Source organism: Streptomyces sp. NBC_00536, from assembly GCF_036346295.1.
Lineage (GTDB): Bacteria > Actinomycetota > Actinomycetes > Streptomycetales > Streptomycetaceae > Streptomyces.
Genome location: NZ_CP107819.1, coordinates 7,928,322 through 7,942,954, shown reverse-complemented (window position 1 = coordinate 7,942,954; position 14,633 = coordinate 7,928,322). Strand labels below are relative to the sequence as shown.

The 14,633-nt window shown below is 73.7% G+C and carries 11 protein-coding genes; 6 read left to right on the top strand and 5 right to left on the bottom strand.

Annotation, left to right across the window (positions count from 1 at the left end; genetic code table 11):
- The first annotated feature begins 33 nt into the window (after positions 1-33).
- A complete protein-coding gene (locus OHS33_RS34055; RefSeq protein WP_330334273.1) occupies positions 34-1,455 on the top strand; it encodes a lamin tail domain-containing protein in 1,422 nt (473 codons plus the stop codon).
- Between the two features lie 61 nt (positions 1,456-1,516).
- On the opposite strand, the gene OHS33_RS34050 is transcribed toward OHS33_RS34055, so the two are convergent.
- Positions 1,517-2,089, bottom strand: a complete 573-nt coding sequence (locus OHS33_RS34050; RefSeq protein ID WP_330334272.1) for a TetR/AcrR family transcriptional regulator — start codon at positions 2,087-2,089, stop codon at positions 1,517-1,519.
- Between the two features lie 121 nt (positions 2,090-2,210).
- Here OHS33_RS34050 and OHS33_RS34045 point away from each other — a divergent pair, with 121 nt between their 5' ends.
- A complete protein-coding gene (locus OHS33_RS34045) occupies positions 2,211-2,651 on the top strand; it encodes a nuclear transport factor 2 family protein (protein ID WP_330334271.1) in 441 nt (146 codons plus the stop codon).
- 49 nt (positions 2,652-2,700) lie between these two features.
- On the opposite strand, the gene OHS33_RS34040 is transcribed toward OHS33_RS34045, so the two are convergent.
- Positions 2,701-3,849, bottom strand: coding sequence for an ABC transporter substrate-binding protein (locus tag OHS33_RS34040; protein ID WP_330334270.1), 1,149 nt, complete (start codon positions 3,847-3,849; stop codon positions 2,701-2,703).
- Between the two features lie 252 nt (positions 3,850-4,101).
- Between OHS33_RS34040 and rox the strand changes: the two genes are divergently transcribed.
- Together rox and OHS33_RS34030 are read left to right on the top strand one after the other, a co-directional pair.
- Positions 4,102-5,550, top strand: a complete 1,449-nt coding sequence (rox, locus tag OHS33_RS34035) for a rifampin monooxygenase (RefSeq protein WP_330335313.1) — start codon at positions 4,102-4,104, stop codon at positions 5,548-5,550.
- A 78-nt stretch (positions 5,551-5,628) separates the two neighbouring features.
- On the top strand, positions 5,629-7,254 hold the full coding sequence (locus OHS33_RS34030) for a serine/threonine-protein kinase (protein WP_330334269.1): 1,626 nt from the start codon (positions 5,629-5,631) through the stop codon (positions 7,252-7,254).
- 6 nt (positions 7,255-7,260) lie between these two features.
- Here OHS33_RS34030 and OHS33_RS34025 read toward each other — a convergent pair whose 3' ends face one another.
- Positions 7,261-7,950 (bottom strand): L,D-transpeptidase family protein, encoded by a 690-nt coding sequence (locus OHS33_RS34025; protein ID WP_330334268.1) that lies wholly within the window; start codon positions 7,948-7,950, stop codon positions 7,261-7,263.
- 106 nt (positions 7,951-8,056) lie between these two features.
- On the opposite strand from OHS33_RS34025, the gene OHS33_RS34020 reads away from it, so the two are divergent.
- Positions 8,057-8,785 (top strand): hypothetical protein, encoded by a 729-nt coding sequence (locus tag OHS33_RS34020; RefSeq protein ID WP_330334267.1) that lies wholly within the window; start codon positions 8,057-8,059, stop codon positions 8,783-8,785.
- Here OHS33_RS34020 and OHS33_RS34015 read toward each other — a convergent pair.
- Complete coding sequence (locus tag OHS33_RS34015) at positions 8,749-10,065, bottom strand: right-handed parallel beta-helix repeat-containing protein (RefSeq protein WP_330334266.1); 1,317 nt, start codon at positions 10,063-10,065, stop codon at positions 8,749-8,751. The genes OHS33_RS34020 and OHS33_RS34015 overlap by 37 nt on opposite strands.
- Before the next feature lie 80 nt (positions 10,066-10,145).
- On the opposite strand from OHS33_RS34015, the gene OHS33_RS34010 reads away from it, so the two are divergent.
- Positions 10,146-11,234 (top strand): Dyp-type peroxidase, encoded by a 1,089-nt coding sequence (locus tag OHS33_RS34010; RefSeq protein ID WP_330334265.1) that lies wholly within the window; start codon positions 10,146-10,148, stop codon positions 11,232-11,234.
- A 99-nt stretch (positions 11,235-11,333) separates the two neighbouring features.
- On the opposite strand, the gene OHS33_RS34005 is transcribed toward OHS33_RS34010, so the two are convergent.
- A complete protein-coding gene (locus OHS33_RS34005) occupies positions 11,334-14,603 on the bottom strand; it encodes an MSCRAMM family protein (RefSeq protein ID WP_330334264.1) in 3,270 nt (1,089 codons plus the stop codon).
- Positions 14,604-14,633 lie beyond the last annotated feature (30 nt).

The window sequence follows — 14,633 nt, the reverse complement described above, 5'->3', positions numbered from 1 at the left end:
CGCACGCTTGCCCTCGCAGAAGGAGCAGCCACCTTGCGTACTCACTGGCGTGGACGGATCCGCTTCGCCGCCGTCTTCCTGTCCCTCCTCGGCCTCGCTCTGCCCGGCGCACCCGCTTCGGCTTCGGCTTCGATTTCGGCTTCGGCGCCGGCCCAGTCCGCGGTGCGGATCAACGAGGTCGAGTCGAGCGGCGGCAGCCCGGGCGACTGGGTCGAACTCGTCAACACCGGGACCGTCGCGGTCGATCTCTCCGGGTGGATCGTCAAGGACAACGACGACTCACACACCTACCGGATCTCCACCGGCACCTCGCTGGCCCCGGGCGCCTTCCTGGCACTGGACGTCGAGGCGTCGTACGGCCTGGGCAGTTCGGACGCGGCGCGGCTCTTCCTCGCGGACGGCTCGACCCTGGTGGACTCGTACACCTGGACCGCGCACGCCACCACCACCTACGGGCGGTGCCCGGACGGCACGGGCGCCTTCACCACCACCACCGCCCCGACCAAGGGCGCGGCGAACGCCTGCGGGACGGCCTCGGGTTCCGCGTGGCCGGGCGGTTCGGCGGTCACCATCGCGGACGGCTCGAACGTGTTCGGGACGAACCTCAGCGGCCTGTCGTTCGAGAGCGCGGGCGTGCTCTGGGCGGTGGACAACGGCCCGGGCAGGCTCTACCGGCTCGTGCCGGGCGGCGCGGCGTGGGGCCCCGACCCGTCCGGCGGCTGGGCGTCCGGCAAGGCCCTGCGCTACGCCAACGGCAGCGGTGACCCCGACGCCGAGGGCGTGGTCGCCACCCCCGACGGCCTGTTCGTCGCCACCGAGCGCGACAACGGCAACAGCTCCACCAGCATGCCGAAGATCCTGCGCTTCGACACCGCGTCCTCGGCGTCCACGCTGAACGCGACCGGCGAGTGGAACCTCACCCCGGACCTGCCCACCCTGCCCGCCAACGCGGGACCCGAGGGCATCGCGTGGATCCCGGACACCTTCCTGACCGCGCGCGGCTTCCGCGATGAGCACACGGGCGCCGCATACGACCCCGCCGCTTACCCGGGCCACGGCAGCGGCCTGTTCTTCACCGGAGTCGAGGCCAACGGCACCGTGTACGCCTACGCCCTCGACCTGTCCGGCGGCGGCTACACCCGCGTCGCCACCTTCGCCGGCGGTTTCCCCGCCGTGATGGACCTGGAGTTCGAGCCCGCCACCGGCCACCTGTGGGCGGCCTGCGACGACAGCTGCCAGGGCCGCACCTCGACCCTCGACATCAACGCCCAGGGGCGGTTCGCGGTCACCCACACCTACGACCGGCCCACCGGCATGCCCAACTACAACAACGAGGGCTTCGCCATCGCGCCCCAGAGCACCTGCGCCGGCGGCCACAAGCCGGTCATCTGGTCCGATGACACCAACGACGGCGGCCACGCACTCCGCGCGGGCACCCTGAACTGCACCCCCTGAACCGCACCCCCGAACCGCACTCCGTGAACCGCACTCCCTGAAGCGCTCCCCCGAACCCCGCTCAGCGCGGCCGCAGCCCGTCGAACACGACACCGAAGACGCGCTCCCGGGGCTGCGGATCCGCGCCGAGCTGTTCCATCGCCCTGCCGGTCCCGGCCAGCAGGGCGAGGAACTCCGGCATGCCCAGCTCCGGGCGGACCGCTCCCGCCCGTTGCGCGCCGGTCAGCAGACCGGCCAGCGCGGCCTTGATCTCCATGGTCGGCCCCTGCAGGGACGCGTGCACGTCCACCCCGGCGGCGGCGAGCGCCTGGGCGAACTCGTTCTTGCCCTCGGACTGTTCCACCACCAGGCGGAAGCAGGCGAAGAAGGCCTCGGCCGGATCGGCGCCCGCGGCCAGCCGCCCCGTTTCGGCCGCCATCGCCTCCAGCCTGCGCACCATGACCGCTTCCAGCAGCGCTTCCTTGGTCGGGAAGTGCCGGAAGAGCGTGCCGACCCCGACGCCGGCGGTGCGCGCGATCTCCTCGGTCGGCACGCTGATGCCGCGGGTGGTGAACACCTCCGTGGCGACATCCAGCAGCCTGGCCCGGTTGCGCGCCGCGTCCGCCCTCAGCGGACGCTCCTGAGCGCCACCCATCCGTATCCCGCCTTTCGCCCGCGACGCAAAACCACTCTGGACAACCGGAGTCTCCAGTCCGTATCGTGAAAACGGAGTCGCTAGTCCGATTCTATCCGCTGATCCCCGCTGGAGGTTGGTCATGTCCCACACACTGTCGCCGCGCGAGGTCTTCCAGAAACTGATCGACGGCATCGGTGCCGGGCGGTACACGGAGCTGGCCGACCTCTACGCCGAGGACGCCGTCGTGGAGACCGTCTTCGAGCCGGTCGGACCGCGCCGCTTCGAAGGACGCTCGGTCCTCCGGGAGCGGTTCGCGCTGGTCGCGGAGCACTCGCCGGTGGAGCTGACCCCGGCGAACGTGGTCGTCCGGGAGACCGACGACCCGGAGGTGATCGTCGCCGAGTTCGACTACCGGGTGCACCACCGGGTGAGCGGGCGCCGGTTCGAGGCCGCCAACATCCAGGTGCTGCGGGTCCGCGACGGCCTGATCGTCAGCAGCCGGGACTACCACGACCACCTCGCGCTCGCCGTGGCCGGCGGCCGGCTGCCCCAGCTGGTGGAGGCGCTCCAGGGCCCGTGAGGCAGGGCCCTGTGACCCGCACCCCGCGCTCAAGCGGCGGCGAGCCGGTTCACGCCTCCCGGCCGGTGTGCAGCACGCGGAAGCGGCACGGGTCCGCCGGATCCCGGTCGGCCACCTGGAGCGGCGCCCCGGCCCACTGCCACACGCTGATGCCCGGCAGCCGGGAGAACCCGATCCGCCCGCGGGTGCCGTCGACGCTGACCTGCGGCCAGGCCGCGGCGGTACGCGCCCGGTCCGCGCGGTCCGTGCCGTGCGCACGCAGCAGATCGGCGAGGACCGCCACCGTGTCGTAGCCCTCGAAGGCGACGAACGAGGGCGCTTCGCCCAGCCCCTCGCGCAGGGCCGCCCCGACGCGCGCCCCGTGCGGGCCGAGGCGCTCGGGCAGATAGCGCAGGAACGGGATCGTGGCGCCGTCCCCGCCCAGCAGCTCCGCCCATTCGGCGAACTCAGGCTGCCCGGCCGGGGCGCCCATCAGCATCCCGGCGAGCCGCTCGTCACTGCGGACGGCCCGGACGATCGGTACGGCCGGTTCCGGGTGGCCGACCAGCAGGAGGAGGGCCGTCGCGCCCTGGCCGACGAGCTCGTCGCACAGGGCCGCGGGGGTGAGCGCGCTCATGTCGAGCGCCGTGACGGTGCCACCGTGTGCGGCGAGGTGATCCCGCAGGACGCGGGTCCCGGACGCCCAGTAGACACTCGGCTGGGTCGCCACGGCGATGCGGCGGTGGCCCGCCGCGAGGAGGAAGTCCGCGTACGTCCGCCAGCCGCGGGACTGCGGCGGGGCGAGGCGCGCGACCCATGGCGTCGGCTCGTCGGTGAGCGCGTCGAGGACCGCCGACGAGCACAGGAACGGCAGACCGAGGGCGTCGGCCCTGGCGGCCGCCGCGCGGGCGACGACGCTGTGGTACTCCCCCGCCAGAGCGGCCACGCCCATGCCGTCCAGCTCGTCCACGGCCGCGGCGGCCTTCAGCGGATCGGCCGCGGTGTCGCGGACCACCAGCTCCAGCGGCCTTCCGGCGATCCCGCCCGCACCGTTGACCTCGCGGACGCCCAGTTCGAGTCCGGCGAGCAGGTGCCGGCCCGCCCCGGTCCAGCCGGGCCGGGTCAGCGGAACGAGGGCGCCGATCCGGACGGACGCCCCGTCAGCCTGCCCCGCTCCCGATGAAGATGGCGATGCCGATGACGATGGCGGCGTGTTCATGTGCTGGCGTCCCCCGTGACGATGCGGCTGCGGCGTACCGGCCGTGGCCGGTGCCTGGTGATCATGCCGGATCCTGTATCCACCACCGTCGGCGGGCAACCGGTTTTCCGGTCGGGGAATGACGAAGGGCAAGGAGATCAACCACTCCCTGCCCTTTCCAAGATATAGCGCACCGGGGGGCTTGCGGCAAGGCCCCCGCCGTGCCGCAAAATGGCCGACCTAAGGCCAGGACCTGCAGAAATGGGCGTTGTGATGATGGACGTGATCGTGGTCGGCGGCGGCCCGACCGGTTTGATGCTGGCCGCGGAACTGCGCCTGCACGACGTGCGCGTGGTCGTGCTGGAGAAGCTGACCGAGCCGACCGGGGAGTCCCGCGGGCAGGGCCTGCACGCACGCAGTGTCGAGATGATGGACCAGCGCGGTCTGCTGGACCGCTTCCTCGCCGTCAGCAAGAAGTTCAGCGTCGGCGGCCTGTTCGGCGGCGTCATGAAGGCGTGGCCCGAGCGCCTCGACACGGCGCACCCCTATGGACTCGCCGTCCCGCAGCCCGTCACCGAGCGGCTGCTCGACGAGCGTGCGCTCGAACTCGGCACCGAGATCCGGCGCGGCCACGAGGTCGTCGGGCTCGGTCAGGACGAGGACGGGGTGTCCGTCGAACTGGCCGACGGCACGCGGCTGCGCGCGCGGTACGTCGTCGGGTGCGACGGCGGCCGCAGCACGGTGCGCAAACTGCTCGGCGTCGGTTTCCCCGGCGAGCCCGCCTCGGTCGAGACGCTCATCGGTGAGGTGCAGGTGACCGAGGACCCGGAGACGATCACCGCCGTCGTCGAAAAGGTCCGCACCACCGAGATGCGGTTCGGCCTCGCCCCCACCGAGAACGGGACGTGGCGCGTCATCGTGCCCGCCGACGGGGTGGCGGAGGACCGTGCGACCGCGGTGACCCTGGAGGAGTTCAAGGAGCGGCTGCGGGCGGTCGCGGGCACCGACTTCGGTGTGCATTCCCCGCGTTGGCTGTCCCGGTTCGGCGATGCCACCCGGCAGGCCGAGCACTACCGGGTCGGCCGGGTGCTGCTGGCCGGGGACGCGGCGCACATCCACCCGCCGACCGGCGGCCAGGGGATGAACCTCGGCGTACAGGACGCCTTCAACCTCGGCTGGAAGCTGGCCGCGGCGGTCAACGGCTGGGCTCCGGAGGGCCTGTTGGACAGCTACCACACGGAACGGCACCCGGTGGCGGCCCGCGTGCTCCGCAACAGCCGCGCGCAGATGACCCTGCTGGGGTCCGATGCGGGTGCGACCGCCCTGCGGGAGCTGTTCTCGAAGCTGATGGACTTCGAAGAAGTGAACCGGTACGTCACCGGAATGATCACCGCGGTCGACATCGACTACGACTTCGGCGAGGGCCACGCACTGCTCGGCCGCCGGCTGCGCGACCTACAGCTCAAGGGGGGCGGCCGCCTCTACGAGCTGATGCACGAGGGACGCGGGCTGCTGCTCGACCAGACGGGCCGGCTCTCGGTGGCGGGCTGGGCGGACCGGATCGACCACGTCGTGGACGTCGTCGACGCCGGCGAGGAACTGGACGCGCCCGCCGTACTGCTGCGGCCCGACGGGCACGTGGCCTGGGTCGGCGAAGACCCGCAGGACCTGCTGGACCGGTTGCCCCAGTGGTTCGGAACCCCCACCGTCCCGCGTCCCTGACACACCCGTGCGTCTACTCTTGTGCCCTGCACAGGGCGGCAGAGGCCATGGACGAGCGGTTGTGAAACGGGGCGTGCGGTGCCGGCGGGGGAAGCGAACGACAACGAGCTGATCGGCAGGCTGCTCGGGGGGCGGTACCGGGTGACCTCGGTCGTCGGCCGCGGCGGCATGGGCGTGGTCGCCCGCGCGGTGGACGAACTGCTCGGCCGCGAGGTCGCCGTCAAGATCCTGCGGGCCTATACGGACGCCGGGGCGGCCGAACTGGCCGATCTGCGGACCCGGATGCGGCGGGAGGCGCAGGCCGCCGCCCGGATCCGGCACGGCGGAGTGGTCACCGTGCACGACGTCACGGAGGAGCAGGGGCTGCCGGTCATCGTCATGGAACTCGTCGACGGTCCCTCCCTCGACGACGTACTGACCGAGCGCGGCCCGCTGGATCCGCGGGAGGCGGCGGCGATCGGGGCCGCCCTGATGGAGGCGCTCGACGCCGCGCACCGGGCGGGGGTCCTGCACCGGGACGTGAAGCCGGGGAACGTGCTGCTGGAGCGCGGCGGCCGGGTGGTCCTCACCGACTTCGGCATCGCCACCATGGACGCCGCCGAAGAGGACGCCGTGTCCAAGCTGACCCGCAGCGGCCAGATCATCGGCTCCCTCGACTACCTGCCGCCGGAGCGCGCCCAGGGCCACGAGCCGGGTCCCCCGTCCGACATCTGGTCGCTGGGCATGACCCTGTACGCGGCGGTGGAGGGCACGTCGGCGTTCCGCCGCACCTCCGCCTGGTCGACCCTGTCCGCGATCGTCAGCGAACCGCTCCCCGAGCCCCGGCGGGCGGGGCCGCTCGCGCCGGTGCTGCGGGCGCTGATGGCGAAGGACCCGGCGGGGCGGCCCACCGCCGCCCAGGCCCGCGCGATGCTGGAACGGGTCGCGGCCGACCCGGCGCCTCCCGCGCCCGCCCCCGTCTCCGCGCCCGCGCCCGCCCCCGCCCCCGCGCCGGTGGCCGGCGGCGCCTTCGGCCCGCCGCCCGTGGTGGTGCCGTACGCCCAGCCGTACGAACCGCCCGCGCACACCGCGTTTCCGGCGCCCGGTCAGCCGTCGGCCGCCGTCGGTACCGACACCGGCGCCCGGTACACCGGCACCACCACGGCCACCGGCCGGACCCGGCGCCGTTCCCTTTCCGTGACGGCCTTCGCGGTGCTCGCCGTCCTCGGTGCCGGTGGTCTCACCTACGCCCTGACCGGGGGACACGGCGGCCGCGGCGCCGCACGCGCGGCGATGCCCGGCGGTCCATCGACCGGGCAGCCGGGTGCGGTGACGGGCGGCGCGAACACCCCGAGCGCCTCCCCCTCCCCCACCACGACCTCGAAGAAGAAGCCGTCCGGCACCGCCTCACCACGCCGGACGCCGACCTCGGCGACGGCCAAACCCAGCCCCGTGCCGACGAGTTGCGGCGGCTGGAGCCACAAGGACCCGACCCCGGGCAGCTACGGCTTCATGGCCGGCGACTACCACATCGAAACCGGGCCGTACGAGACGTGCCCCGCCGTCTCCCTCGCCAAGACCGGCACGAAACTCCGCTACTACTGCTACACAGTCAACGCCTACGGCAACAAATGGACGTACGTCCGGGTGGACGGCACCACCACCTCCGGCTGGATGTCCAACGACAACCTCACCGGCCAGAAGGGACCCCTGTCCCCCTGCTGACCCGCGTCAGGTCGCGGGTTTGCGGCCCCAGACGACCACCGGGTCACCGATGCCCGTGGTGTTCCACAGCCTCTCGGCGTCGGCCAGTCGGAGGTTGATGCAGCCCGCCGAGCCCCCTCCGTTGAAGAGGTCGCCGTACACGCCGTGCAGGGCCTGGCCGCCGGAGAAGTACTGGGCGTACGGCATGGGGGCGTCGTCGTACAGCTCCGAGGTCTCGTCGATGACGCGGTCGGTGATCTCGTGCCATCCGTCGCGGGTCTGCTGGCCCCATCTGCCGGTGCGGACCGGGACGGCCTCGTAGACGGCTCTGCCGTCGTACTGCACCCACAGCAGCTGCCGGGTGAGGTCCACGCACACCACGTTGCGGGCGCGCGCCGGGCACTTCCCCTCCCGGTTGGGGTGGCGGCGCTCCTCGACGACCAGGGTGGTGCGGTACGTCGCCAGGTCGGCACCGCCGTCGGCGGGCACGAGGCGCTGGCGCTGCTGGAAGGCGCGGATGGCCTCGCAGTCGGCCGTGCTCTGGCGGCCGTCGGCGGGGAGCCGGAGGTACTGCTCCATTTCCCACTGGTAGGGGCCGGTGTCGGCGGTGCAGGCGGCGGGGGCGGCGGACGCCGGGGCGACCGGGCACAGCACCAGCAGCCAGGTGAAGGCGGCCGCTACGAGCGGGCCCCGGAACCGGTGCCGTGATGCGGCCATGGTGCAGCCTCCAGACGATGACCCCTTGCAAGGCATTCGAGCACGCTCGGCCGTGTCGCGTGCCGTGGTGCGGGGCCATCCGGGTCCGTGGTGGTGGGGTGGCCGGGTGCCCCCACGCGTCCGGTTCCTGTGCGCGCCGCTGGCAGCGGCGCTGGCCCTCCTGTCCGGCTGCGGCGCAGGCGGTGGTGGAGACGGGGGCGGCCGCGCGGTCAGTCAGGACGAGGCCCAGCTGCTGGCCCTGGTCCGGCTGTCGGCGTACGAGTCGAGTCCCGCCGCGCTGACCGTACGGGTCCCCGGCCCGGCCGGGGTCACCGTGGTGGAGGCGGTCGTCGACTACCGCACCCGCCGCGCCTCGGGGACCTTCACGGTGCCCGGGCGGACGGGCGTCGCCGGGGCCCTGGCCTGGGACGACGGGAGCGTGTCCGTGGACCCGGCCGGAGGTCCCCGCCGCTGGTCGCGGCGGGCGTACACGCGGGACCCACTGGACCGGGCGCTGCGGCTGACCCTCCAGCTGGGGCACGACCGCCCGGAGAACGCGCAGCTGCTCGCGCAGTCCGGGGCCCAGTGGCTCGGGCGGCGGAGCCTGCCGGGCGCCGACGGGCGGCCGGAGGGACCGTACGCGGTCTTCGCGGGCCCCCGGCCGCCGCGCCACGAAGGGGCGCAGGCCTCGCCGCTGACGTACTGGGTCGATGCGAAGGGGGCGCTGCGCCGGGTCGAGGCCCGGCTCACCGGCGAGGGCCCGGCGGCGACCGTGGACTTCACGGGCACGGTCGCCGGGCCCACCACATCCGCCGGGCCTCAGCCCCCGGTCGGCGAGGGGTCCGGCAGCGGGTAGCGCGCCGGGTCCGCGGGCGGCATGCCCGCCGCCGTGGCGGCGGGCGCGGTGGCCGCGCCCGGCATCGAGGGCTGGCGCGCGGGTGCGGGCACCCGCCGGAACGACAGCCCGGCGGGCGCGGCCGGAGCGGGCGGCGCCACGGCGGCCGGGGGCCACGCTCCCGCGGGCGCGCCGCACGGGGCCGCGGCCGCCAGCCCCTCGGGCGAGGAGCTCGTCTCGCCGTTCCCGGCGAAGCAGTTCCCGGCGGCGCCCGGCGCGGTCAGCACGAGGTCGGTGCCGTTGCCGGTCACCCGGTTGGCGTCGGCCCTGTTTCCGGTGACCGGATAGCCGAGGACGTCGGTGAGCAGGATCCCCGCGTGCCGGTTGCCGTCGATCAGGTTGCGCTCCAGGACGTTGTCCCGCCCGCCGCCGATGCCGATCCCGATGCCGAAGCCGCCGTCCGCCTGTTCGGGGCTGGCCGCGTCGTTGTTGCCCGTGAGGGTGTTCCCGGCGAAGACGGCCCCGTGCTGCGGGGCGAGGGATTCCAGGTCGTTGGAGTTCACGGCCGCGCCGACGCGGTTCAGGCGGGAGCGGTTGCCCAGGAAGTACAGGTCCTGCGAGGCGTTGGTGACTTCGAGCCCGACCGCGTTGTGCTCGACGGTGTTGTCGCGGACCACCGTCCGGCAGGGCGAGCACTGCCCCACGTAGATCCCCGAGTCCGCGTGGCCCGAGGCGTAGGAGTGCTCGATGACGCCGTCGCTCGCGTCGAAGGCGTAGATCCCGTAGAGGGCGTTGTTGTGCGCCGTGACGTATGCGGCGCGAAAGCCGTGCAGGGGAGGGTGGAGGCGGGTGTCCAGCCGCTCGTAGTGCTTTCCGCCGCCCGCGCCCGTCTGCCGGGTGGTGTCGGTGACGCCGGTGATCAGCAGGCCGTTCGCCAGGTGGTTGCGCACGGTCAGGTTCTCCACGGCGGATCCCGCGCCGGTCACGGTGATCCCGTTCGCCCGCCGGAACTCCCCGTCGATCACCGTGCCGTTGCGGTCGGCTCCCCGCAGGACGACGCGGGGCGCGGAGAGGGTGACGCTCTCGCGGTAGACGCCCGGGGCGGCCAGCACCAGGTCGCCGGGGCGGGCCAGGTCCACGGCCCGCTGGAGGGTGGGGTACTGCGCCGGGACGCGCAGCACGCGGGGGCCGTGGGGTCCGGGGGAACCGGCGGAGTCGTCGGGGGGCGGGGCGCAGGAGGTGCTCGCCAGGGCCGTCAGGGCGGTGGCGACGAGGAGCAGGGCGCGGAGGCGGGATCGCATGGGGAGAGGTGTATCGTCCCGGATGCCCAGGACGCCATTTCCACCTATTTGTCAGATAATTCGGGGGCGCGGTCGTGGTCTTGCCCAGTCGTCGCGGCGTGGTCGCCGGAGCCGTCGGCGTGTTGCCGCTCGCGCTGAGCGGATGCGGGCCGACTCCCCCTGCTCCCCCGACTCCCCAGGGCGCTCCGGCACCTGGATCCGCCCCCGGCGATGCCGCGCGCGGCCGTCAGCGGGGTATCGCCGACCCCCAGCCCCGGCACGTGCTGCTGGTCTCCTACGACGCCGCGCCCGGCACCGCCGCCCCCTCCGCCGTCCGGGCCGCGGCCGCCCGCTGGTCGGGGCTGCTCGCCCGCGAGGGCGTGAACACCGGCCCGTCCCTCACCGCCACCGTCGCCTTCGGCCCCCGTGCCTGTCCGCCGGGCTCCGCCGTCGCCCCGCCGGGGCCTCTGGAGCTGCCGCCCTTCGCGGGGGACCGCCTCGACCCCGACGCGGGCGGCGGCGACCTCCTGGTGCAGATCTGCGCCCCGACCGCCGCGGCCTGCGCCCGCCTGGGCCGGGCCCTGGACGCGGCGGCCCCCGTACTGCGGCCGCGGTGGCGACAGGCCGGGTCCGTCCCCGCGGCCGCTCCGGGGGAAGCCCCGCGCAACCTCCTCGGCTTCAAGGACGGCACCGCGAACCCCGGCCCCGAGGAGGCCGGGCGTTCGGTGTGGATCACCAGCGGCCCGTACGCCGGGGGCTGTTATCTCGTCCTGCGCCGGATCCGGCTCCGGGTCGCGGAGTTCCTGGCCCTGCCGGTCGCGCGGCAGGAACAGGTCATCGGGCGCCGCCGGGAGGGCGGGGGTCCGCTGGGCGGCGGTCCGGAGCGGCAGGAGGTGGACCTGTTCGCGAAGACCCCCGAAGGGCGGTACGTGCTCCCGGGCAACGCCCATGTCCGCCTCGCGCACTCGCGGTACGACGCCGGGGCCCGGATGCTGCGGCGCGGGTACTCGTACGACAACGGGCCCGAGGACCGGGGCCTGCTGTTCCTGGCCTACCTGAACGACCCGCGGCTCTTCGCCCGGGTCCAGCGGCGGCTCGCGGCGGCCGACGCGCTGGGCGCCTTCACGGAGACCTTCGGGTCGGGGCTCTACTTCGTGCCCCCGGCCGGACGGCTCGTGGACACCGGGTGACGGGGTGGCCGGGCGACCGGGTGACTGGGGTGACGCACCGGACCCCGGCCGCGGGCTGCGGCCGGGGTCCGGTGGACCTGCGGGGTGCCTGCTCCGGGTTCAGTGCCGGTGCGCCCGGCCCCCCTCGTCTCCCTCGTCTCCCTCGTCTCCCTTGTCTCCCTTGTCTCCCTTGTCTCCCTTGTCTCCCTTGCCCTTGTCCGGCTCACCGCGTTCGTTGGTGAGCGTGACCTGGATCCCGGCGTCGGAGTTGCCGACGGTCAGGGTGTGCGGGCCGCTGACCGGGCGGTCGGGCAGCCGGTAGCCCTCGGGGACCGCCGTCTCGCGCAGGTAGTAGGTGCCCAGCGCGAGCCCGGTGAAGCCGCAGTGTCCCGCGGTGTCGGTGGCGCAGGCCGGACCGGTCCTGGTGTCCGCGGGGCTGCCCGTGGTCTGCAGTCCGGGCGTGCCGTTGGTCTCCTTCCACAGCTCGAAGACGGCGCCGCGCAGCGGCCGTCCGGTGGTGGCGTCCTTCTTGATGATCTCGATCCTGCCGAGTACGGCCTCGTTGGTGAGGGTGACGCGCAGCGCCTGGCCGGACTCCTGCGCCGTCAGTTCGTACGGTCCGCTGACGGCCGGGGTGGGCAGCCGGTGGCCCTGGGGAGCGGCGGTCTCCTGCCAGTAGTAGCTGCCGAGCGGGAGACCGGTGCGGGCGCAGAGCCCGTCACGCCCGGTGGTGCACTCCGCACCCACCCGGGTGTCCGGATCGCTGCCGTCGGTCTGCAGACCGGGGCTCCCGTTGGTCTCGTGCCACAGTTGGAACACCGCGCCGGCCAGCGGCTTTCCGGTGTCCGCGTCGGTCTTCAGGACGCTGATCGCGCCGGTGCGCGCCGCGTTGCCGATGGTGACGACGACGCCGCGTTCCGCGTTCCGCGCGGTCAGTTCGTGCGGTCCGCTGACCGGCGGGTCGGGAAGGACGTATCCGTCCGGGGCCGCGGTCTCCTGCCAGTAGTACGAACCCAGGGGCAGCTTGCCGGTCTTGCACACCCCGTCGGCGGCGGTGGTGCAGGGGTCGCCGACCTTGGTGTCAGCACCGGGGTCGCCGGTCTGGAGGCCCGGACGGCCGTTGGACTCGCGCCACAGCTGGAAGACCGCGCCCGCCAGCGGGCGGTTCGTCCCCGCGTCGTGTTTGACGACGCTGACCGAGCCGGTCGGGGGGATGTAATAGCCCGCGTCGTGCGTGTGGTCGTTCGCGCCGGCGGCGCCGGTGCGCAGTGACTCGGTCTGGGTGGCGGGGTCGGGATTGGAGTCCACGGACCGGTCGGTGCCGCGCTCCTTCGCCGTCGGCACCAGGTCGGCGGGGGCGGGCCGCTCCGGGATGGCGGAGGTGTCCGCCGTCGTCGCGTCGTAGCTGATCCGGTAGTCGGTGTGCGGCTTGACCTGGAAGTAGTACTCGCCCCGGCCGTTGGTCCGCGTGGTCTGGAGGACGGCTCCGTCCTTGTCCTTGAGGGTCACGGTGGCGCCGGGGACCGGCTCCTCGGTGGGGCCCTGGATGCCGTCGCGGTCGCGGTCGAACCAGACGCGGTTGCCGATCTGCACCGGCGCCTCGTCACAGAGCAGTTCGAGGTCTCCGAGGCCGTTCGCCTTGCCGAAGGAGCCGGTCCCGCCGTCGACCTGGTAGTCCTCCGACCCCTTGCCGGTGGTGTTGTCGAACTTGCGCACCCCGCCGGAGAAGATGGTCAGCGGGTCCACGATCGTGGAGACGGTCTTGGTGAAGCGCGGTGCGAACGCCAGGCCGCCCTGGAGCGATTCGGCGAGCTGCCCCAGGGTGGAGTCGTCGTGGTAGTACTCCTTCACGCCGTCCTGCTGCGGCGGAGCGCTGCCCGGGGTGAAGTGGTTGGGGCAGGCGTCCGACTCGCTGTCCCAGACCCATCCGGTGGCCGTCTTGCACACCCGGGTGATGTCGCCCATGGCGGGGAAGAGGGACCGCTGTGCGGTGTCGGTGCTGCCCTCGGGGGCCAGGGCGTCGTAGCCCGCCTGGTCGCCGAGCCGGTCCCGGAAGCCCAGGATCATCGATCCGTCGCGGTCGAAGACGATGTCGGAGAGCAGCGGCTGCGGGAAGTTGGCCTGCTTGAACCAGGCGTACGGGTCCCAGGTGGGCAGCCAGTGGCGCCAGTGGGTGTCGCCGAGGGTGGCGGCGTAGCCCATGCCGCGCTCGGCGCCCAGCCCGTGCTCGATCACCTTCTCGAAGGTGGTGCCGTTCAGCTTCAGGACGAAGGCCCGCAGGTCCTCGTCCTTCTGCGAGGTCTCCGCGCTGCACGTGCCGCCGACGTACACGGCTCCGTCGTGCGTGCCGAGTCCGTACGGGCGCCAGTCCGCGGCGCCGCCGGGGCAGCCGGGGTCGGGGATGGCGATGACCTGCTTCGGCGCGGCGGGCGGCTTGCCCGGGCCCGCGCCGTCCGTGTCGTAGACGAACAGGCTCTTCGCCTTGAGGCCGACGGCGTAGAGGGTCCGGCCGTCGTTCGCGAGGTCGAGGTCGCCGAGGCCCTCCTTGCCGACCGCGTTGTTGATCTCCATGGTGTCGCGGGTGAGGTCGGCCGAGTGCTTGGCGTCGCCCGCGTCGGGGACGGTCGCGAACAGCGAGGTCTTCTTGCTGCCGCGGTCCACGACGTAGATCCCGCCCGGGCCGGCGGGACCGTACGGCATCAGCCGCTTGGTCAGCGCGCCGGTGAACAGCTGGTCGGTGTCCCGGCGGTGGGCGAGGCCGTAGGTGGCGCCGATCTCCTCGTACGTCGTCTCGTCGGCCGGCGCCGGAGCGTCGCCCGTGCGGTCGTACGGCCACGAGACCAGGGCCCGGGTGCCGACCCGGCCCGGCGCGCTCTGGTGGTGGCAGGGGGTGGCGAGGTCCGGGTTGGCCTGGCAGTAGTCGGCCGGGTTGTGGACGCCCGTGACCACGGAGGCGCCGGCGTTCGTCACGTCGACGAACTCCACGAGGGAGGACAGGGACGGGGCGGGGCCGCCCGCCTGCGCGGGCCGCAGGTACGGCTTGTCGGGCGGGATGACGGCCTCGACCCGGTAGCGGCCGCCGGTCAGTCCGAGGGAGCCCGGGACCAGCACCACCTTGCCGTCGGCGCCGGTGACGCCCCGGCCCGTGCGGCCCGCGGCATCGGTGAGCGTCACCGGGATGCCCGGTTCGCCGACCTCCAGGGCCGGGGTCCAGCTGCCGTCGGAGTCGACGTCCCGGACCACGGTCACCGTGACCGAGCCCTCCGCCCGGACGGCCGGCCCCGCGAAGGCGGGCGGCGGCGCGGCGAGGGCGGGCAGCACGACGAGTGCGGCCAGACCCCCCAGCCACCGCCGGGCCCCGTGACCGGGGACTCTCAGGGGAACGCTCATGTGCCTCATTTCCGAGATCCACTGACTGTG

Excerpts from the sequence above, each read along its gene's own strand:
- OHS33_RS34050 (WP_330334272.1), bottom strand. The coding sequence starts at position 2,089 with ATGGGTGGCGCTCAGGAGCGTCCGCTGAGGGCGGACGCGGCGCGCAAC.
- OHS33_RS34045 (WP_330334271.1), top strand. The coding sequence starts at position 2,211 with ATGTCCCACACACTGTCGCCGCGCGAGGTCTTCCAGAAACTGATCGAC.
- OHS33_RS34040 (WP_330334270.1), bottom strand. The coding sequence starts at position 3,849 with ATGAACACGCCGCCATCGTCATCGGCATCGCCATCTTCATCGGGAGCG.
- rox (WP_330335313.1), top strand. The coding sequence starts at position 4,102 with ATGATGGACGTGATCGTGGTCGGCGGCGGCCCGACCGGTTTGATGCTG.
- OHS33_RS34025 (WP_330334268.1), bottom strand. The coding sequence starts at position 7,950 with ATGGCCGCATCACGGCACCGGTTCCGGGGCCCGCTCGTAGCGGCCGCC.
- OHS33_RS34015 (WP_330334266.1), bottom strand. The coding sequence starts at position 10,065 with ATGCGATCCCGCCTCCGCGCCCTGCTCCTCGTCGCCACCGCCCTGACG.
- OHS33_RS34005 (WP_330334264.1), bottom strand. The coding sequence starts at position 14,603 with ATGAGCGTTCCCCTGAGAGTCCCCGGTCACGGGGCCCGGCGGTGGCTG.